Below are 21,430 nucleotides of genomic sequence, written 5' to 3' on the forward strand. Positions count from 1 at the left end.
TTGCGGGAATAAAAAAGGGCGGCTTTCCCTTAGGAAACCGCCCTTCTGATCAGGATCAATCCTGCAATCAGATATCCAGGTAATCCATGATACCTTCGGCGGCCTGACGGCCTTCCCAGATAGCGGTTACGACCAGATCCGAACCGCGGACCATGTCCCCGCCGGCAAAGATTTTCTCGTTGCTGGTCTGGAACATGAACTCGGACTCTTCCGGCGCGGTTACCCGGCCCGAATCGTCGGTATTAACCTTCAGCTCATCGAACCAGTCGGCCGGGCTCGGGCGGAAACCGAAGGCGACCAGAACCGCGTCAGCAGGAATAACCTCCTCACTACCCGGGACTACTTCCGGACGGCGACGACCATTTTCATCAGGATCGCCCAGGCGAGTCTGAACCACCTTCACACCCTCAACCCGGTCTTCACCAATAATGGCGATGGGCTGACGATTGAAAAGAAACTTAACGCCCTCTTCCTTAGCGTTGGCCACTTCACGGCGGGAACCCGGCATATTGGCTTCGTCCCGGCGGTAGGCACAGGTGACGCTCTCGGCCTGTTGACGGATTGAGGTGCGGTTACAGTCCATAGCCGTGTCACCACCGCCGAGAACAACAACCCGCTTACCTTTCATGTCGATGAAATCGGCTTCGTCTTTCTCAAAGCCGAGACGACGATTGACGTTGGAAACGAGGAACGGCAGTGCATCGTACACGCCCGGCAGGTTCTCACCTGGGAAGCCGCCCTTCATATAGGTGTAGGTGCCCATGCCCATGAAGACGGCGTCGTATTCGTCGATGATGTCCTGCAGTTGAACGTCCTTGCCAACCTCGGTGGACAGGCGGAATTCCACGCCCATCTCCTCGAACACCTTGCGGCGGCGGGTCATGACGGATTTTTCCAGCTTGAACTCTGGAATACCGAAGGTCAGCAGACCGCCGATCTCCGGATAGATATCGAAGACAACCGGCTTGACGCCATTGCGAACCAGTACGTCGGCGCATCCCAGACCGGCAGGGCCTGCACCAATGACGGCAACCTTCTTGTCTGTCCACTTAACTGCGGACATATCCGGTTTCCAGCCCAGGGCAAACGCGGTGTCGGTGATGTATTTCTCGACAGAGCCGATGGTAACCGCACCATAGCCGTCGTTCAGCGTACAGGCACCCTCACAGAGACGATCCTGCGGACACACTCGACCGCAGACCTCTGGAAGGGAGTTGGTCTGATGACACAACTCGACGGCCCGCATGATATTGCCTTCGGAAACCAGCTTGAGCCAGTTCGGGATGTAATTGTGTACCGGGCACTTCCACTCGCAATAGGGGTTGCCACACTCAAGACAACGGTGAGACTGGGACGCCGCACTGTCTGCCGTGAAGGGGTGGTAGATCTCGCCAAATTCTTTCTTCCGCTTCTTGGCCGGGACCTTCTTGGGGTCGACCCGCCCTACTTCAACAAACTGGAAGTCGTTACTCAGTCGTTCTTTCATCTGGATGCTCTCATCAACTCAATTTCGACAAGGGCGGCAGCCAGGCCACTCGCCCCGAACCCTCTCAGCTTCTTATTCCGGGCGCGCCCGGGTGCTGGCCAGTAGACTGCGCAGGTTGGCAGCCTTGGGTTTCACCAGCCAGAAGCGGCCGATGTAGTCGTCGAAATTCTCAAGAATGTGCTCAGCCCACTCACTGCCGGTCTCGGAAATGTGCTCCCGAATCACACCACGCAGATGATTGCGGTAGGACTCCATGTCTTCGCTGGAAATGCGTTGGATCTCGACCAACTCGTGGTTGTACTTGTCCACGAAGGTATTGTTGAGGTCCATGACGTAGGCAAAGCCACCGGTCATACCCGCACCGAAGTTGTGCCCGGTTGATCCGAGTACCGTCACCAGGCCGCCGGTCATGTATTCACAGCAGTGATCGCCAGCGCCTTCCACAACCGCGTGGGCGCCAGAATTACGAACCGCGAAACGCTCACCTGCAGTACCAGCAGCGAAGAGTTTGCCGCCCGTCGCGCCGTAGAGGCAGGTGTTACCGACGATGGACGTCTCCTGGGTCTTGAAGGCGCTACCGCGGGGCGGCTTCACGACCAACTTGCCACCGGTCATACCTTTACCCACGTAGTCGTTGGCATCCCCTTCAAGGATCAGGTTGAGACCGCCCACGTTCCAGACACCAAAACTCTGGCCCGCGGTACCGGTTAAATCCAGGGTAATGGGCGCATCGACCATGCCCTGATTGCCATGCAGCTGAGCGATTTCGCCAGACAAACGGGCACCGATGGAGCGGTCACAGTTGGTGACCCGGTAGGACCAGGCGCCACCACTCTTTTCCTTGATGGCTGCAGCGGTATCCTGAACCATCTGTTCCGCCAGCTTGCCCTCGTCGAACGGATGGTTCCGCTCCACCTGGCAGGTCTGAGGCTTGTCCGCCGGAATATGGTCATTAGACAACAGGCGACTGAGATCCAGCTTCTTCTGGCGCTCGGTATCGCCCGGCAGGCGCTCCAGAAGGTCAACGCGACCAACCAGTTCTTCCAGGCTGCGCACGCCCAGCTTCGCCATCCACTCACGGGTTTCTTCAGCCACGAAACGGAAGAAGTTCATGGCCATTTCCACCGTGCCTTTGAAGTGCTCTTCACGGAGGTGATCATTCTGGGTAGCCACACCGGTCGCGCAGTTATTCAGGTGGCAGATTCGGAGGTATTTACAGCCCAGAGCCACCATCGGCGTGGTACCGAAACCGAAACTCTCCGCACCCAGGATCGCACCTTTCACCACATCCAGACCGGTCTTGATACCGCCATCGGTCTGCAGGCGAATCTTGCCACGCAGATCGTTGGCCCGCAGGGCCTGTTGGGTTTCAGTCAAACCGAGCTCCCAGGGAGAGCCCGCGTAGCGGATGGACGTCAGCGGGCTTGCCGCCGTGCCGCCATCGTAACCGGAGACGGTGATCAGGTCGGCGTAGGCCTTGGCAACACCAGCTGCGATAGTACCCACACCCGGCTCGGAAACCAGCTTCACTGACACCAGGGCCTGGGGATTGACCTGTTTGAGATCAAAAATCAGCTGGGCCAGATCCTCGATAGAGTAGATATCGTGATGCGGCGGCGGCGAAATCAAGGTCACGCCGGGCACGGAATAACGCAAACGTGCAATCAGATCATTGACCTTGCCACCGGGCAGCTGGCCACCCTCACCAGGCTTCGCGCCCTGAGCCACCTTGATCTGCATGACATCAGCGCTACGCAGATACTCAGCCGTCACGCCAAAACGTCCGGAAGCCACCTGCTTGATCTTTGACCGCTTCTCGGTGCCATAGCGGGCAGGATCTTCACCGCCCTCGCCAGAGTTTGAGCGACCACCCAGTGTATTCATGGCGACCGCCAGGGCCTCGTGGGCCTCTGGTGACAGCGCACCCAGGGACATGGCCGCGGAATCGAAGCGCGGGAAAATATTCTCGACCGGCTCAACTTCCGAGAGATCAATCGGTTTGAGGTCCTTGCGGAAGCCAAGGAGATCACGCAGGGTTGCCACCGGCCGTTCATTGACCAGACCGGCGTATTCCTTGTAGTGGCCGTAGTCGCCACTGGTTACTGCTTCTTGCAGCTTTCCGACGACATCCGGGTTGAAAGCGTGGTACTCCTGGCCGTGGACATACTTCAGCAAGCCACCCTGGACAATCGGCTTGCGCGGCTTCCAGGCCACAGAAGCAAGTTGCTCCTGATCCTGCTGGAAGTCGTAGAAGCCAGCCCCCTGGATACGGCTGGGCACACCTTTGAAACACAGGTCAACGACGTCGTCAGCCAGCCCGATCGCCTCGAACAGCTGGGCGCCCCGGTAGGAGGTGATGGTCGAGATCCCCATTTTGGAGAGGATCTTCAGCAGCCCCTTGTTGATGCCCTTCCGGTAGTTGTTCTTGGCGTCAATCGGATCCATCAGCAATTCGCCGGTGCGGATCAGATCGTTCAGGACCTGGTAAGCGAGGTACGGGTACACCGCTGTCGCACCAAAACCGAAAAGCACCGCAAAATGGTGGGGATCACGAGCCCAACCGGTTTCAACAATGATGTTGGAATCGCAGCGCAGCCCTTTCTGGACCAAGTGATGGTGAACGGCACCGGTTGCCATCAGGGCGTTGACCGGCAGCTCTCCTTCCTTCAAATCCTTGTCTGTGAGGATCAGAAGCACCTTACCGTTCCGGACAGCCTGCTCCGCTTCCTCGCAAACCTGGTGAATCGCCTGCTCCAGACCCTGCTCCGGGCGGTAGCTCATGGAGATCCGCGCCACCTCGAACCCGGGACGCTCGTTGTTGGCGATCTTCAGGAACTTGGCCGGAGAGAGTACCGGCGTGGTCAGGATGATTCGATCCGCGTGATCGGCGGTTTCCTCGAACACGTTACGCTCGGCACCCAGACAGGTCTCCAGAGACATAACGATCGCCTCACGCAGGGGGTCTATCGCCGGGTTGGTCACCTGGGCGAACTTCTGTCGGAAATAATCCGCTACGTGGCGCACTTTGCTGGAGAGCACGGCCATCGGGGTATCGTCACCCATGGACCCAACCGCTTCCTGGCCGTTCTCTGCCAGCGGACGCAACACCTGGTCACGCTCTTCGAAGGAGACCATGAACATTTTTTGATGCACCAGAAGCTCGTCGGAGTCCATCAGCCTGAAGTCAGGTGTGTCCTGATTCAGGGTGGTTTCCACGCGCAATGCGTTCTCGCGCAGCCAGCGCTTGTAGGGCTGCGCGGTCTTCAGGCGCTGGTCAATGTCTTTGGTATGCAGGACTTCACCGGATTCGGTGTCGATAGCCAGCATCTGCCCCGGCCCGACACGGCCTTTGGCAACCACGTCGTCGGGCTGGTACCCGTAGGTACCGATCTCTGAAGCCAGCGTGATGAAGTCATCTTTGGTAATAACCCACCGGGCGGGACGCAGCCCGTTTCGGTCGAGCATACAGACCGCATAACGACCGTCCGACATCACCAGACCTGCGGGACCATCCCAGGGCTCCATGTGCATGGAGTTGTACTCATAGAACGCCCGCAACTCGGAGTCCATGCTGTCGACATTCTGCCAGGCCGGCGGAATCATCATGCGAACGGCACGGAAAAGGTCTACACCACCGGCAAGCAGGACTTCCAGCATGTTGTCCATGCTTGAGGAGTCGGAACCAGTGAGATTGACCAGTGGCTGAAGGGTCTGCAGATCGGGCAGTTCCGGGGAGCTGAATTTGGCGGCCCGGGCGATGGCCCAGTTGCGGTTGCCGTCGATGGTGTTGATCTCACCATTATGAGCCAGATACCGGAACGGCTGTGCCAGCGGCCACCGGGGCATGGTGTTAGTGGAGAACCGCTGGTGGAATACACAGATAGCAGTCTCAAGATCCGGATCACCGAGATCCTTGTAGAAGTTGGCCAGGTCCGCCGGCATCATGAGGCCCTTATAGGCCAGAGTGCGGTGAGACAGGCTACAGATATAGAATTCCGGATCTTCGGCCATGTCGCTTTCAGCATGCCGGCGACCCACGAACAGACTGATCGCAAAGTCACGCTCTTCCTTGCCGGCTGGCACCACGAAAACCTGCTCAATACGGGGCAGGCAATCCAGCGCCATCGGGCCCAGGCAGCTGTCATCCACCGGCACTTCACGCCAGCCAAGGATTTCCAGACCCTGTTCGGTCAGCCGATTTTCAATTGCTGTACGACCGGCGGCAGCCTTGTTCTCGTCGGGGTTAAGGAACACCTGGCCCACGGCAAAGAGGTCGCCTGGCTCCTTGCCAAACGCCGCCTTGGCAGCTTTCTTCAGAAAGCCATCCGGGCTCTGGATCAGCAGGCCACAACCATCGCCGGTCTTTCCGTCTGCAGCGATACCACCTCGGTGGGTCATGCAGGTCAGAGACTCGATGGCAGTTTGCAACAACTTATGACTGGCCTCGCCCTTCATGTGGGCAATCAGACCGAATCCACAGTTGTCCCTGAATTCATCGGGATGATACAAACCTGTCATCATAAGCGTTCTCTCACGTAGAAATGCTTTTCAATCAAAGAGTTAATTGGCGCACAGCCATACAACCACCCTTTGACACTGAAAATGGGGGCTGGCTATTTTACACACGTAGAAATACGTACTCAAATCGGCGTGAAGTTATTGTGGGAAGCCGAAACCGGAATTACCAATCGACAAGGTTACGGAACAACAAGTTAGCGCCGAAAAGAGCGGCGCTATAAATTGTCGACTGGACGCACCCAAGGCGACCGGGAAGCCAGCTCTTCCGGCAAACCAGACGCTGCGGCGTTCGCCGCCTCCCGGGTAGGGAACTCACCATAGAATACCATAAACCATGGCTGGCCCTGCCTTTCCCCTCGGGTATACACCAGATCATCAAGGTCTGAATAGCTGGATATGACATTTAATGCGGTCTGCTCCAGGTTGCCGGCAACCAGCTGTATGGTCCAGCCTCCTCGCGCCCGAATTTCGTCGATGGCTGCAAAATACTGCGGATCGGCAGGAACGAACTCCGGCGCGGCTTCTGGCTCTGGCTCTGGCTCTGGCTCTGGCTCTGGCTCTGGCTCTGGCTCTGGCTCTGGCTCTGGCTCTGGCTCTGGCTCTGGCTCTGGCTCTGGCTCTGGCTCTGGCTCTGGCTCTGGCTCTGGCTCTGGCTCTGGCTCTGGCTCTGGCTCTGGCTGTACAGGGTCGGGCTCGGTTACCGGCCCTGTCAACAGCGGCTCATCGGAGACGGGCTCGGATTCCTCCGTTTCAGGGCCAATGGTAATGCTCTTTCGCACCGGCTCCGGCGCTTTCATGACCTCCTCGGCAACCGACTCATCGTACTGGCGCGACACGAACCACCACGAGCCCGTGAGCAGAACCAGAGCGAACCCCGGCCAAAGAAGCTTTTTCCAGGGCAATGCCCGAGAGCGGGCACTGCTTGGCGCGGATACCATATCCAACCAGACGCCTGGCGTTACCCGCTTAAGCCTCGAAAAACTACCCTGGCTCAAGGCATGAATTTTCGAAACCCGCGCCGGACTGAGAAGCTCGGCTGTCTTACCACCAGCTGCATGAACTCTTGGCTCAAGGTAAGCCACAATTTCGTCTTTTGTCAGCGGGCGGAGATGAATCTGGTGCACGCTGGTGCTTGAATTATCCAGGCCCAGCATCTGCACCAGGTTATCGGTACCCGCAAACACCGGAACCGCAGAAGACCCGCGTTCTGAAGCCAGATAAGCAGACAAAATCAGTCTGAGCAACTCCGTCGGCGCTCTATCCGCATCGTCAATCAAAAGGACCATGCGCTGCCCCTTGCGAACCCTGGACTCCGACCATCTGAAGAACTGATAAACCAGGTCTCGCGGGCTGTCTTCCTGGCCGAGACTGGAGCGGGCGACGGCTTTCAGGTCCCGGGCAAGCGCCTGGGCGCTGGTCAACGCTGCAGCCGGTATCCGGTGAAAATCAAGCCTGGACGACTCGCTGCGGACCAGCTCCGCCAGTATCCGGGTTTTGCCCGCACCCGCAGCACCGGTCAACAGCAGAGCCATATCACCAAAGCCGCAAAGATGGCGCAATGCCTCCAGGGCGTGATGACGCATGGCGTCGGGGAAAAACGGTGTTTCCATCTCCAGGGGGTTGGCACGGAGGCTGTAGCGTTGTTGCAGCCTGGGAAACAGGCCGCCGCCATCAAGACTGTTCAAGCTTTCTTCAGTCACGGGTCTTCCTTGGTCGCTGGTCCGTTACCAAATTATTGAAGCCTTCGGGCCGACATCATGTTGAGCGGCAAAAACGGGCAAACGTGAGTGCCAGGTTTTCAGGCTTTGCCTGGGATGTGACGACTGCATCGCCAATCGAACGAAGCAAGACGAGCCTGAGCAGGCCATCCACGTTTTTCTTATCGACAGCCATCAAGCTCATAAAGTCGTCTGCGGTCATTCCGACCGGAGGTTTATCCGGCAATCCGGCCCGCAGGATCAGTCGGTTAATCCGGACGCAATCCTCACGGCTGATCATACCTTCAAGCGCAGACAGTTCGGCGGCCATGAGCATGCCAGTGCCTACCGCCTCTCCGTGGAGCCAGTTGCCGTAACCGGCAAAGGTTTCGATCGCATGTCCGAAGGTGTGACCGAGGTTCAGTATCGCCCTCAAACCTCCCTCGCGCTCGTCCAGAGCTACAACCTCAGCCTTGCAAGCACAGGAGCGGAAGATAGCTTCTGCCAGTGCCTCCGGATCAAGGCTGACAAGAGAATCCATGTGATCTTCAAGCCAGGCAAGAAAGCCCTCGTCACGAATCAGCCCATATTTGATTACTTCTGCGAGGCCCGCTGACACTTCCCGGGGAGGCAAAGTCTGAAGGCTTGCGGTGTCTATCAATACGGCCTGCGGCTGATGAAAAGCACCAATCATGTTCTTGCCAAGGGGATGGTTGATACCGGTTTTACCACCAACAGAAGAATCTACCTGGGAAAGCAGGGTAGTTGGAATCTGGATGAATGGAACACCACGCTGATAGCAGGCTGCGGCGAAACCGGCCATATCACCAACAACTCCTCCACCAAGCGCAACCAGAGTGGTTTTCCGGGTGTGCCGTTGCTCAAGGAGACCATCGAAGATCATATTGAGGGTCTGCCAGTCCTTGAACTTCTCGCCATCGGAAAGCACGACGGTATCGACCCGCTTCCCGGGAAAACAGGCTTTCGCCCGATCAAGATAGAGCGGTGCAACCGTCTCGTTGGTGACAATCATGACCTGTGCACCGGAGACGTGGGATGACAGATCCTGAGTACCGAGAAGGTCCTGGCCGATAAAAATGGGATAGCTGCGCTCGCCGAGCTCCACCGAGAGTTCGCGATACCGATTAGACATGATTGCGACCTTCCTTCCTGACCTGCCTTTTATGACGGGGTGTTTTCGGGTTCAGCCGGTTAACCAGCTGGCGAACGACCAGCCTAGGGCTCTTCTTGTCGGTGAACATGATGATGTCTGCCAGACTGGAATACAGGGGATCCCGGATCGAGAACAGGTTCCGCAGAACCGCCTCCGGGTTATCGTTCTGGAGCAAAGGGCGATTTCGGTCCTTGCGTGTTCGCTCCACCTGCTGCTCTATCGAGGTCTTCAGATAGATCACCGTCGCATCCCTTTTAAGGATAGGATGGTTTTCCTCTCGCATGACCGCGCCGCCGCCCGTGGCCAGCACGGTATGATCCTCGTGGGATAACTCGTCCAGCATGGCCGTCTCCCGCAAACGGAAGCCATCTTCCCCCTCAACGTCGAAAATCCACGGGATATTGGCCCCGCATCGCTCTTCGATGATGCGATCAGAATCAAGAAAACGATAGCCGAGCTCTTTAGCGAGCATCCGGCCAATCGTGCTTTTCCCTGCTCCCATTGGGCCAACCAGGACAACGCGTTTCGGCAAAGACATAACTTCCGCTCAGTTTTGTTCAGGCGGGTGAGAATATCACAGGCCCCGGGATTGCATAAGTTCAGGACCGCCCCGAGTCTGTTTCAGGCACAAAAAAGCCGCCGGTTTTAAGCGGCGGCTTTTGAACTGCACCGATTAACGAAGCAGGTCGTTCTTGATGATCTTCGGCGTAATGAAGATCAACAACTCGCTGCGCTCATCAAGGTGCTCTGTCCTTTTAAAGATACGACCAAGATAAGGAATATCTCCTAGGAAGGGCGTCTTGGTAGTCTGCGTCGCGACCTCCGACTGGAAAATACCTCCCAGAACTACTGTTTCACCATTGCCCACCAAGACTTGTGTTGTAACGGAGTTAGTATTGATGGACGGAATACCAGCCGTCACTTCGCCTCTTGAATCCTGGTTTACCACGAGATCCATAATGATCTTGTCGTCTGGCGTGATCTGGGGCGTTACCTCCAGTGAAAGAACGGCTTCCTTGAACTCGATGTTGGTCGCCCCACTTGAGGTAGCCTCCTGATAAGGAATTTCTTCACCCGATTTTATAGAAGCTGTTTGACGGTCAGCCGTAACCACTCTTGGCTGAGATACTACTTCAGCCTGGCCATCACTTTCCAAAGCGGACAACTCCAGATCAACCAGGAAGTTATCGCTGCCCCATCCTATCGCAAAGGAAGAAGTACCTTCGCCACTCACACCGAGATCAACCGCAAGCGCTCCCGGGAAAGAAATAGTGTTACTGTTCCCTGCCGCTGCATCACGGGCCTCTTGCAGGGACCCCTGCGAACCGCCGACGGTGAAAACATTGTCCCCGCTCACATCGTAAGCGGCACCACCCCAGCGAACGCCCAGGTTCTCGGCCACATTGGTCTGTGCCCGGACAATACGCGCTTCAATTGAAACTTGGCGTACAGGCACATCCCAAGTCGACACCAGCCTGCGAATTTCTTCCAGCTTTTCCGCGGTCTCCCGAACACTAATCGTATTTGTCCGTACGTCTGAGGAGACAAAGCCGCGATCTGAAATCAGCTCTTCGTCTTCCTTGATCAAGGCGACAATGTCCGCGGCCTTGGCATAGTTCACTTGAACGATGTCCAAACGAACAGGCGCAAGTTCTGCAATTTGCTTGCTGGTTTCGAGCTCCAACTTCTCCCGTGCAGCAATCTCGTCCGCAGGAGCTACCAGCAACACATTACCAATCTGACGCTTATCAAGCCCTTTGGTTTTGAGGATCAGATCCAGCGCTTGGTCCCAGGGTACGTTCTGAAGGCGCAGGGTAATGCTACCGCCTACAGTATCACTTGCCACCAGGTTCAATCCGGTGAAATCGGCAATCAACTGAAGGACCGAGCGAACCTCAATATCCTGAAAGTTAAGGGACAGCTTGTCACCGGTATACGGGAACTTCTCTTCCCGACGAGATTCCGCCTCTTCCTGGCTAAGCTCCTCAACACTCACGGTGAACTGGCTGCCAGACTGGTATGCAATGTAGTCGTAATTTCCCTCTGGGGTAATCTCGACCACAGCATTGCCACCTTCTACAAAGGTATCAATACGGGTAACGGGTGTTGCGAAGTCTGTGACGTCGAGTCGGCGCCGAAGGTCCGCAGGAACGTTAATACCATCCATCGTCAGACGGATCTTGCCGGCACGCTCAGTCAGGTCCACAGGCGTGCTGGAACTGCCCAGGTCAACCAAAACACGGCCTTCACCATCCTTGCCCCTGCGGAAATCCACGCCAGCCAGAGCGTTGGCAGACGTGGAGCCAGACGTTGAACTGCTTTGAGAAGCGGGAGCAGGAGAGCTTGCGACCACGCCATCAGCCTGTCCGCCGATCGTCATGACCAGAGAATTCCCCGCACGAACCGTCTCATAGGGCACAAGCTCTACCAGGTTAAAAATCAACCGCGTCCGATCCTTGGTTTCCACAACTGTCATGCTCTGGGCGTTGCCCGAACCAAGAGGCACGCTTCGGCTATCAAGGCCGCTGGTTGTGTCCCGCAGGTCAACGGCAATTCGAGCGGGACGCTCTATGGTATACCCGGATGGTTCCGGCGGCGCCCCATCAAACTTCAGTGTGACTTCAAGCCGCTCCCCCGGTAGCGACGAAAACGACACGTCTTCCAGCGTGACCGCGTTGGCCAGGCCGGATAACAACCCAAAAGCAATCACGCTGACGTATACATTGAGTTTTCTGAACATCGCTAGCCTCGACCCTAAACTTTTTTGTACGTGCATGTTTCTTTCAACTTTCATCCAGCCGCTCCTTAGCCTGCGCCCTCATCCAGGGTCAGGGAGCGAGGACGCTCAACCCAGCCACCCCGGCCATTGGGAACGATTTCAATTAGCTCAATTCGGGTTTCACTGACGCCCACAATGCGGCCGTAGTTTTGACCCATGTAATTTCCGGTACGGACTCTATGAATGCCCCCAGTATCGTCTTCAATCAGGGCGAACAGGTTACCTGATGCGCCCTGAAGGGTACCGACCATTTGAAGCGCCTTAAGATCGAAATTCTCAAGAACTTCCCTTGGCCGATCCAAATCAGGTTCGACATCACTTATCGGTTGCTCGTCCACCATAGTCAGCTGCACGTCGATAGGTGGCTCAAAAGGGGCCCGACGATCAGCCGCGGAATAACTAAAGGCCTCGTAGGCTTTAAACTCTGGCAAAGGCTCCACATACCCTCTCGGTTTTGCCCGAGTCTCGGCCATGAATTGATCAAGATCTGAGTATCCGCTGCCCTGGGAACAGGCTGTCAGGAGAGACACCAGACAAACTCCCAGCCAGGCCTGCACCGCATGCTTTCCTGTCATGCTCATTCTCCAGCCCGGTAGCGGTATGTACGAGCCACAACCTGCATATCAAGTCGTTCTCCGTCTCCGCCAGTTGGTTTTATGGTCAAGTCGTGCAGCGTCACAATCCGAGGCAGGCTCGCAACACTGCTGACGAAAGATGCCAGCTCATGATAAGAGCCGGAAACCCGGATGTTGATTGGCAACTCGGAATAGAAGTCCCTGCGCTGCTCTGGCTGAAGAGCCACTTCCTGCAGAGCAAGGCCATTCCCCAGAGCGGTGTTGGTTATGTCTTCCAACAGCCCAGGCACTTCTGTTTCGCTCGGTAACTGCCGCACCAAAGCACCGAAAGTTTCTTCCATTTCCGCCATCTGTGCTTTGAACACCTCCAGGTTTGCCACCTGATAGGCCTTCTCTTCATATTTTTTTCTGAGATCCTGCTCGGTTTTCTCTACGCGTTCGAGCTGAACATACTGATCTTTAACGAAAAACCAATAGCCCCCGCCGCCAATAAGAGCAAAGACGATCAAAACCACAATGGCCTTAATTGGAGCTGGCCAGATACCGGCATTATTGACGTCAAGATCGTTTATATCGAATTCATTCAGGCTTTTAAGTGAGTCGGCGAGGCTCATTGGCTATCCTCCCCCTCGGGCTCAGGAGTTTTTTGTTGAACTGAAAGATTGAATTGACTGTAACCCGCCCGACGACTCTCGGCAGCCGACACGTTGGACAAATCAGGATCCGTGAACCAGTCCGACTCTTCGAACTGACGCATCAGTGTAGATACCCGGCTGTTGGACTCAGACATCCCTACGATGTCAATCTGGTCTCCAGTGCGCTTGAGATCAGTGTAGAAAAGGCCATCAGGCAAAGTTCTGACCAACTCATCAAACACGCGGACAATGACGGGCCTCTTACCCTGAAGATCCTGAATAACCTGCATGCGCGCAAGCAACTCATCCCTCTTACGTTTGAGATCCTCAATTTCCTTGATCTGCTGATCCAGATTTTTCGTCGCCGTTTCCAGATAAGCATTCCGTGATTGCTGATAAGCAATACGGCTATCCATATCGGTCTTCCAGAGGAACACCAGCCCGCCCGCAATGATTGCGGCGCCAAGAATCATGACCACAAACTGTTTCTGTTTCTCCGCACGAAGTTCCTCGCGCCACGGTCGAAGGTTAATCTTTGCCATCAGTCGAAGCTCCTCATTGCCAGGCCGCAGGCAATCATCAGAGACGGCGCATCGTTACTCAGTGCCGATGCGTTGACCCGAGACCCAACCGCCATGTCTGCAAAAGGATTCGCGACCAAAGTCGGCGTACCCGTTTTTTCTTCGACCATTTCCGTCAGGCCCTGAATCGAGGCAGTACCACCTGCCAAAACCACATAGTCGACAGCATTGTACTGACTGGCACCAAAGAAGAACTGAAGCGCTCGGGCCACTTGCTGCACCACGGCTTCGCGAAACGGGGTCAGAACTTCGGATTCGTAGTCATCGGGCAGTCCGCCCTGTTTCTTGGCAAGGCCAGCTTCCTCCAGAGACAGACCATAGCGACGCTGAATTTCCTCGGTCAGTTGCTTGCCACCAAAAATCTGTTCGCGGGTGTAAACGGTTTTGCCGCTGGCCAAAACGCTCAGCGTGGTCATCGTGGCGCCGATATCAACAATCGCCACCACCAATTCTTCGCCCTGAGAGTCCAGCTGCGGCTCGATCAAAGCGTAGGCGCGCTCAAGGGCATAGGCCTCAACATCAACCACCTTGGTGGTGAGTGAAGCAATCTCGAGTGCATCTTCCCGAATGTCGACATTTTCCTTTCGGCATGCCGCCAGAAGCACATCTACCTGGTCGGGGTTACTTTCGGAAGGTCCCTGAACCTCAAAATCGATGGCCACTTCATCCAGCGGGTATGGAATATACTGATCGGCCTCGAGGGCAATCTGATCTTCCATCTCGAATTCGTTGAGGCCACCATCCATCTGGATGACCTTGGTGATTACCGCCGAACCTGATACCGCCACGGCAACCTGCTTGACGCCGGAACGGGACTTGGAAGCCACGCGCTTCATCACTTCGCCCACGGCTTCCACGTCGGTAATGTTCTTTTCCACCACGGCATTGGCCGGCAATGGCTCAACCGCGTAGCTCTCGACCTTATACCGGTCGCCCTGCTTCGACAGCTCCAGAAGTTTGACCGAGCTGGAGCTTATATCCACGCCCAGCACTGCACTGGATTTCTTTCCTAATCCAAACACGCGCTCACCCTATACCTGGTTAGATGCACCCGGTTACGTAACTTATGTGTTTTTTATTTAAGAGAATTTCTTCACCATTCCGTCTACAATGCCTGTTCTTCTTTAATTGAGAACCATTGCGACGGTGAAGCGACTCTTCCTTCCTAAAGCAATTTCTCAAATGATAGACCTATATCCAACAGTTGTCAGAAAAAAATGTCTCATTTGTTGCGCACATCTCGCCTTTTTGCCTGGTTGTTTCTTACCGGACTGAGTGTCGCCGTTATCGTAACCTCAGGCTTTTATCTTTACCTTCGCCCCGGCCTTCCGCCGGTACACCAGCTTCTGGACATCAAGCTGCAGACGCCATTACGGGTCTATAGCAAAGACAACAGATTAATAGCAGAATTCGGTGAAAAGAGAAGGGCACCCATCACAATCGAACAGATCCCAACAATTCAGTTACAAGCCTTTATGGCCGCTGAAGACGCGCGTTTTTATGAGCACTTTGGGGTCGACATCAAAGGCCTGGCGCGGGCTGCCATCGAACTGGTCTCAACCGGCGAGATCCAGTCCGGGGGCAGCACCATCACAATGCAGGTTGCAAAAAATTACTTTTTGTCACGGGACAGAACCTTTATCCGGAAGTTCAACGAGATACTTCTGGCTCTTCAGATTGAACGTGAACTGGACAAAAACCGCATTCTCGAGCTCTACCTGAACAAGATCTATCTGGGCAATCGGGCCTATGGCATAGCTGCCGCTGCACAGGTTTATTACAACAAGCCGGTATCCGAACTGTCGCTGGCCCAGATGGCTATGCTGGCCGGCCTACCCAAGGCGCCCTCGGCTTTCAACCCGCTGGCCAACCCGGACCGTGCGATGATTCGCCGCAACTGGATCCTCGGGCGCATGAGAGATCTGGGATACATCACTCCGGATGCCCATGAACTTGCCGTTTCGGCCCCCATCACCGCCAGCTATAACAGCACGGAAACGGAAGTCGACGCCGACTATGTTGCTGAAATGGCACGATCTGAAATGGTTCGGCGGTTTGGCGAAGACGCCTACACCGATGGCTATACCGTCACTCTGACGGTTGACGGCGAAAATCAACAGGTTGCCACCGAAGCGCTCAGGAACGGCCTGGAAGCCTATGATCGACGCCACGGTTTTCGCGGTCCCATCGGGCAGATCGACGAGGACATTCTCGCCACGAGCGAATTATCCGACATCATCCTGAATTACCCCAGAGTCGAGTCCTTGCTGCCGGCAATCGTCGAGGAGGTTGACGACGAATCGGGCGAAGTACGTGTTTACGCACGTGTCGTCGGCCCCGCCGTTATGCCGTTCGAAACCATGACCTGGGCGAGGCGCTACAAAACCGAAAATCTGACCGGACCAGAACCCGAGAAACCTTCAGATGTTGTTTCGCCTGGCGACGTGGTCTATGTGCGCGCTCAGGAGCCAGTCCAGGCTTCCTCAGAAGCTGATGCCGACGAGAGCAGTCCGCAGGCTGACGATCCGGAGCAGCCGACTGCTGCGACCGTGGCACTTGCCCAGATCCCGAGGGTAGAAGGCGCACTGATTTCACTGGAAGCCAAAACCGGTGCCATACAGGCACTGGCAGGGGGCTACAGCTTCGGTCAAAGCAAATACAACCGGGCCATTCAGGCGCGCAGGCAACCGGGCTCGACTTTCAAGCCGTTCCTCTACCTGAGCGCTCTTGAAAGCGGCATGACGCCGGCCACTATTTATAACGATGCGCCGATCGTGTTCGACGACTCCGAACTGGAGACCGCATGGCGGCCGCAGAACTCCTCTGGACAGTTTTATGGCCCGACCCGGCTTCGCGAAGCGCTCTATCGCTCACGAAACCTGGTTTCTATCAGACTCCTGCGAGACTTGGGCATTGAAAAAACGCTCAATTACCTCGCACAACTGGAAATCTCTACCGAAAACATGCCCGACAACCTGTCATTGTCGCTCGGCAGCGGCCAGTTGACGCCAATGGAACTGGCCAGAGGCATGGCTGTAATTGCCAACGGCGGTTATGACGTCGAACCCTACCTGATCGAGACGATCAGCGACTTCAGCGGCGAGATCATCTACCAGGCCCCGAAAACCATCCTGTGCGATGAAAACTGCAATGAGGTTGCAGAACAAGCGATCCCGGAAACGGACGAAAGCGACGCCGCTACGCCGGCAAATGCATCGCAAGGCAACGAAGAGCCGCCGGAGATTCGCGTGATGCCCAGACTGGCGGACGAGCGCGCCGTCTTCATTCTGCACTCGATGATGCAGGATGTAATTCGCCGCGGTACTGGCCGGCGTGCGCTGGCCCTGGGCCGGGACGACATCGCCGGCAAGACCGGCACCACCAACGAGCAGAAGGACACCTGGTTCGCCGGCTTCAATCACGATATCGCGACGACAACCTGGGTTGGATTCGACCAACCGGCACCGCTTGGCAGACGTGAATTCGGCGCCAGCACCGCGCTACCGATCTGGCTGGACTACATGGAAGTTGCACTCGAAGGGGCGCCCTCTTCCTTTATGCCCCGCCCGAACGGGATCGTAAATATCCGCATCAATCCCGAGACTGGGCAGCGCGCCAGACCTGGCGAGGACGGTGTCTTTGAGGTCTTCCGGGAAGAGGACGCACCACCTCCACTGACGTCAGACACCGACGGTGATCGGAACGGAGGTTCTGAGGAAGACGATCTGTCACGCAGAATCTTCTGATACGCGAAGCGGGCAGAAAAAAACCGGCGGGATCACCGCCGGTTTTTCTATTATCCATAGGAACAGATCAGATGATGTCGTCCATGGATTTGAGCGGGTAGTGCGCAGGGTAGGCATTGCGGGCAACCCCGGAATCTACAGCAGCGCGAGCAACGGCTGCGGGCACCACTTCAAGCAAGCGTACATCCATCGGCTTGGGAATGATGTACTCTTTTCCGAACTCAAAGCTATCCACACCATAGGCCTCACAGATTTCCTGAGGCACCGGCTCTTTTGCCAGCTCACGAATCGCATTGACAGCCGCCACCTTCATCTCCTCATTAATGGCAGTTGCACGAACGTCCAACGCGCCACGGAAAATGAACGGGAAGCCCAATACGTTGTTAACCTGGTTCGGATAATCGGACCGGCCTGTAGCCATGATCAGATCATCGCGGGTCGCCAGGGCAACTTCCGGACTGATTTCCGGATCAGGGTTGGAGCAGGCAAACACGATAGGCTTCGGAGCCATTTTCTTGAGCTGGTCGGCAGTCAGCAGATCCGGGCCAGACAGGCCAAGGAATACATCAGCACCATCAATAGCATCATCAAGAGTACGCCTGTCAGTGTCGTTGGCGAACATCGCCTTGTACTGATTCAGATCATCACGACCAGAGTGGATCACACCCTTGCGGTCGAGCATGAAGATGTTCTCAGAGCGAATACCGCAGCTGATCAGCAGCTTCATGCAGGCAATAGCGGCGGCACCAGCACCCAGGCACACCACTTTCGCCTCTTCAATTTTTTTACCCTGCAGCTCCAGGGCATTGATCATGCCGGCTGCAGTTACGATAGCAGTACCATGTTGATCATCGTGGAAGATCGGCACGTTGCACTTCTCGATGAGCGCGCGCTCGACCTCGAAACACTCAGGCGCCTTGATGTCTTCCAGATTGATGCCACCAAAGGTGTCTGCAATCCGCTCAACTGTTTCAATAAACGCCTGCGGGCTTTCGGAATTGACCTCAATATCGAAAACATCAATTCCGGCAAAGCGCTTGAACAGTACGCCCTTGCCTTCCATAACCGGCTTGCTTGCCAGCGGACCCAGGTTACCCAGACCAAGAATCGCAGAACCGTCGGAGATAACAGCCACCAGGTTGCCCTTGGCGGTGTACTTGTATGCGTTCTCCGGGTCCTTTGCGATCTCGCGGACCGGTTCGGCAACCCCGGGGCTATACGCCAGGGAAAGGTCGCGGGAAGTTTTGGTTGGCTTGGTGATTTCAACACTCAGCTTACCAGGCCGCGGCTTGGCGTGATATTCAAGGGCTGCTTCTTTCAGATCTTGAGACATTGCCACTGTTCCGTTTGTCACGTTTAAAGGTAATGAACCGCCGGAGCCAGGGAACCTCCCCATCCAGCGGAGCGCGCCATTATGGCCCGCCAGACCCGAAACGACAAGTGGCCCATGAACATTTTGTGAACAGTCAATAGTGCTAATTGCGTATGTATACAATCGATACAGTATGATCTTCGGGCACAAAAAAGCGCCCGAAGGCGCTTTCTCTTACATCCAGTGCGATCAGTCTTTTTTGCCGCCGATGCGGCCACCGAAACGCTTCTGGAAACGGTCGATACGACCACCGGTATCCATAACTTTCTGCTTGCCAGTGTAGAACGGGTGGCACTGGGAACATACGTCCAGCTGCAGATCATGGGTGTAGGTAGAGCGAGTCTTGAACGTGTTACCGCAGGAACAGGTGGCGGTAATCTCTTCGTACTTGGGGTGGATACCTTCTTTCATGGTGAACCTCGTTAGGTCATGCCGCTACCTGATCGCGGGGCATCTTGATTACCCAGGCGCCAGGCACCGCACGTTTGAATCAATTGAGAAGACGGGGCACAATCATGCCCAGCCGGAAACAGACCGCGAATCTTACTTGCAATTAGTGTCGCAGGCAAGCACCACCCTGACTTCCGGACCCGCCCATTCCGGATTTCGCGGCTGAGCGCCGACTGAAACAGGATAAGGAAAAACCGTGACACCTCTCATCCAGTGGAGCACTCAGTGCCATTGATTGCACGCATCGCCCTGAATCGTCCTCTGCGTCGACTCTTTGATTACATTATTCCAGAAGACCTTGAGTTGACGCCGGGCCAGAGAGTGCGAATCCCCTTTGGCCGACAGCAGGCAACGGGCCTGGTTGTAGAGGTGGGGGTTGAACCGCCCCCTGGCATAAAGCTCAAGCCGCTGTCCTCGGCAATCGAGGAGTGGCCGGCATTACCGCAAGAAACGTTCAAACTTCTCAGCTGGGCGAGCGACTATTATCAGCACCCCTTGGGCGAATGCCTGTTCACCGCCCTGCCCCCCGCCCTCAGGCGGGGGCGAATCGCCGAAGAGAAAACGGAGCAGTGGTGGCATACACGTGACCATACTGCGACCTTGCCCGCAAAAGCCCATAAACAGAAGGCGCTTTTCGATTGGCTACGCCAACACCCGAGGGGTGCCCCGACAAAGGATATCCTGCAGGCCGGTTTCTCCCGGGCGCAACTCAATGCACTACGCGAGAAGCAGCTGATTGAGCCGATTTTGCCGCCCCGGCCGAATTCACTTGAACAAGATTCTGAGCTTGATGCTCGAAGACCCGAACTATCCGCGGCCCAGGCTTTAGCCGCAGAAGAGCTGGCTGTTCCCGATGAAGGGTTTGGCGTCTCACTCTTATACGGCATCACCGGCAGCGGAAAAACCGAGATCTACCTGCACTATTTAAAGGAACACCTCAACGCCCGGGACCAGGCCCTGGTGCTGGTTCCGGAGATCAATCTTACCCCGCAAACGGTTGCTCGATTCCAACACTACTTCGGCAGCCGAATTGTCGTATGGCACTCGGCCCTCAACGACGGTGAGCGCCTGACAACCTGGCTGAAAGTCCGCAACGGTGAGCCGGTTATCCTGGTAGGCACCCGATCGGCGGTTTTGCTGCCCTTCACTAATCTGCGCACAATCATTGTCGATGAGGAGCATGACAGTTCGTACAAACAGGGTGAAGGTTTCCGTTATTCCGGTCGCGACCTGGCAGTCTATCGAGCCCACCAGAACAACTGCCCCATCATCCTCGGATCGGCGACTCCGTCACTGGAATCCGTGCATAACGCGGAGCAGGCCAAATATCATCTGGTGAGGCTTGAGGAACGGGCCGGCAATGCAGCTCCACCCGACATCAGTCTGCTGGACATTCGCAGCCGCCCCCTGGAGGGCGGCCTGTCCCGGCCCGCCCTGACCGCCATAGAGCAGACCCTTACAAAAGGCGAGCAGGCGCTGGTCTTTGTCAATCGACGGGGCTTTGCCCCGGTGATGATGTGCTTCGACTGCGGCCACATGGTCGAGTGCCCCCGGTGCGATACCCGCCTGACCTACCACCGCCGGGACCGGGCCATGCGGTGCCACCACTGCGACTACCAAATGGCTGCCACAGAACACTGCCCGAAATGCCACAGCGATGCCTTCAAACCTGTCGGCCAGGGCACAGAAAGGACCGAAGACATACTCGCCAGCGCTTTCCCGGACACTCCTGTGGTACGGGTGGATCGCGACAGCACTCAGCGCAAAGGCAGCATTCAGGGCATTCTGAAGCAGGTGAACAGCGGTAAACCCTGCGTGCTCGTCGGTACCCAGATGCTGGCCAAAGGACACGACTTCCCGAACGTCACACTCGTGGTCGTGGTCAACGCCGACGGCGGACTTTTCAGCGTGGATTTTCGCGCACCCGAACAGCTTATCCAGACCCTTTTGCAAGTCAGCGGCCGCGCCGGCCGCGGCACAAAACCCGGCAAAGTCCTGGTACAAACCTGCCACAGCGACCACCCCTTACTGCGGACGCTTTGCGAAGGCCGATATCTCGATATCGCCGACCAACTCCTGAAAGAGCGCGAAGAAGGTCAGTTTCCGCCGTTCCGGGCTATGGCTATCTTCAGAGCAGAAGCCGATACCATGGAGAAGAGCCTTCAGGTACTGGACACAATAAAGCCCCTCACCAACGCTGCAGGCATCGAAACCTGGGGACCACTGCCCGCCATGATTGCCCGGCGTGCCGACAAGCACCGGGCTCAGCTTGTCCTCAACGCCCGAAACAGGAAAAAACTGAATCAATTGTTAACCGGAATCTGCCAGGAGCTTGACCAGAGAAAGCTACCTGCCGGCACAAAATGGATGATTGATGTTGATCCGCAGGAAACCGGGTAAAGAAGCTCATCTCGCCC

14 protein-coding genes are annotated in these 21,430 nt (G+C 56.1%); 2 read left to right on the plus strand and 12 right to left on the minus strand.

The window, feature by feature from the left end; translation table 11 throughout:
• Window positions 1-67: 67 nt before the first annotated feature.
• The 10 genes from GJU83_RS16860 to GJU83_RS16905 form a co-directional block, all read right to left on the minus strand.
• Window positions 68-1,486 carry a glutamate synthase small subunit GltD family protein gene (locus tag GJU83_RS16860; RefSeq protein WP_069185158.1) on the minus strand — a complete coding sequence of 473 codons (1,419 nt, stop codon included), beginning with the start codon at window positions 1,484-1,486 and terminating at the stop codon, window positions 68-70.
• A 72-nt stretch (window positions 1,487-1,558) separates the two neighbouring features.
• Window positions 1,559-6,007, minus strand: coding sequence for a glutamate synthase large subunit (gene gltB, locus GJU83_RS16865; RefSeq protein WP_153634764.1), 4,449 nt, complete (start codon window positions 6,005-6,007; stop codon window positions 1,559-1,561).
• Between the two features lie 212 nt (window positions 6,008-6,219).
• On the minus strand, window positions 6,220-7,704 hold the full coding sequence (locus tag GJU83_RS16870; protein ID WP_153634765.1) for an AAA family ATPase: 1,485 nt from the start codon (window positions 7,702-7,704) through the stop codon (window positions 6,220-6,222).
• Window positions 7,705-7,759: 55 nt separating this feature from the next.
• Window positions 7,760-8,854 carry a 3-dehydroquinate synthase gene (gene aroB, locus GJU83_RS16875; RefSeq protein WP_153634766.1) on the minus strand — a complete coding sequence of 365 codons (1,095 nt, stop codon included), beginning with the start codon at window positions 8,852-8,854 and terminating at the stop codon, window positions 7,760-7,762.
• Window positions 8,847-9,413, minus strand: a complete 567-nt coding sequence (gene aroK / locus GJU83_RS16880) for a shikimate kinase AroK (RefSeq protein ID WP_069185154.1) — start codon at window positions 9,411-9,413, stop codon at window positions 8,847-8,849. Before aroK ends, aroB begins: the two co-directional genes overlap by 8 nt.
• A gap of 135 nt (window positions 9,414-9,548) precedes the next feature.
• Window positions 9,549-11,615, minus strand: a complete 2,067-nt coding sequence (locus GJU83_RS16885; protein ID WP_174805060.1) for a type IV pilus secretin PilQ — start codon at window positions 11,613-11,615, stop codon at window positions 9,549-9,551.
• A 65-nt stretch (window positions 11,616-11,680) separates the two neighbouring features.
• The gene (locus GJU83_RS16890) at window positions 11,681-12,229 is read right to left on the minus strand and encodes a pilus assembly protein PilP (RefSeq protein WP_069185152.1); all 549 of its coding nucleotides are present in this window, start codon (window positions 12,227-12,229) and stop codon (window positions 11,681-11,683) included.
• Window positions 12,230-12,231: 2 nt separating this feature from the next.
• Window positions 12,232-12,843 carry a type IV pilus inner membrane component PilO gene (locus GJU83_RS16895; protein ID WP_069185151.1) on the minus strand — a complete coding sequence of 204 codons (612 nt, stop codon included), beginning with the start codon at window positions 12,841-12,843 and terminating at the stop codon, window positions 12,232-12,234.
• A complete protein-coding gene (locus GJU83_RS16900) occupies window positions 12,840-13,406 on the minus strand; it encodes a PilN domain-containing protein (protein ID WP_069185150.1) in 567 nt (188 codons plus the stop codon). The genes GJU83_RS16895 and GJU83_RS16900 overlap by 4 nt, the downstream gene beginning before the upstream one ends.
• A complete protein-coding gene (locus tag GJU83_RS16905; RefSeq protein ID WP_153634768.1) occupies window positions 13,406-14,467 on the minus strand; it encodes a pilus assembly protein PilM in 1,062 nt (353 codons plus the stop codon). The genes GJU83_RS16900 and GJU83_RS16905 overlap by 1 nt, the downstream gene beginning before the upstream one ends.
• Window positions 14,468-14,662: 195 nt before the next feature.
• Here GJU83_RS16905 and GJU83_RS16910 point away from each other — a divergent pair, with 195 nt between their 5' ends.
• Complete coding sequence (locus GJU83_RS16910; RefSeq protein WP_153634769.1) at window positions 14,663-17,191, plus strand: penicillin-binding protein 1A; 2,529 nt, start codon at window positions 14,663-14,665, stop codon at window positions 17,189-17,191.
• A gap of 67 nt (window positions 17,192-17,258) precedes the next feature.
• Here GJU83_RS16910 and GJU83_RS16915 read toward each other — a convergent pair whose 3' ends face one another.
• Together GJU83_RS16915 and rpmE are read right to left on the minus strand one after the other, a co-directional pair.
• Window positions 17,259-18,524 carry a malic enzyme-like NAD(P)-binding protein gene (locus tag GJU83_RS16915; RefSeq protein ID WP_069185147.1) on the minus strand — a complete coding sequence of 422 codons (1,266 nt, stop codon included), beginning with the start codon at window positions 18,522-18,524 and terminating at the stop codon, window positions 17,259-17,261.
• A 228-nt stretch (window positions 18,525-18,752) separates the two neighbouring features.
• Complete coding sequence (gene rpmE / locus GJU83_RS16920) at window positions 18,753-18,974, minus strand: 50S ribosomal protein L31 (RefSeq protein WP_064230272.1); 222 nt, start codon at window positions 18,972-18,974, stop codon at window positions 18,753-18,755.
• Between the two features lie 264 nt (window positions 18,975-19,238).
• Here rpmE and GJU83_RS16925 point away from each other — a divergent pair, with 264 nt between their 5' ends.
• Window positions 19,239-21,413 (plus strand): primosomal protein N', encoded by a 2,175-nt coding sequence (locus GJU83_RS16925; RefSeq protein ID WP_153634770.1) that lies wholly within the window; start codon window positions 19,239-19,241, stop codon window positions 21,411-21,413.
• The last annotated feature ends 17 nt before the right edge of the window (window positions 21,414-21,430 follow it).

It is taken from the genome of Marinobacter salsuginis (assembly GCF_009617755.1).
In the GTDB taxonomy this organism is placed as follows: Bacteria; Pseudomonadota; Gammaproteobacteria; order Pseudomonadales; family Oleiphilaceae; genus Marinobacter; species Marinobacter salsuginis.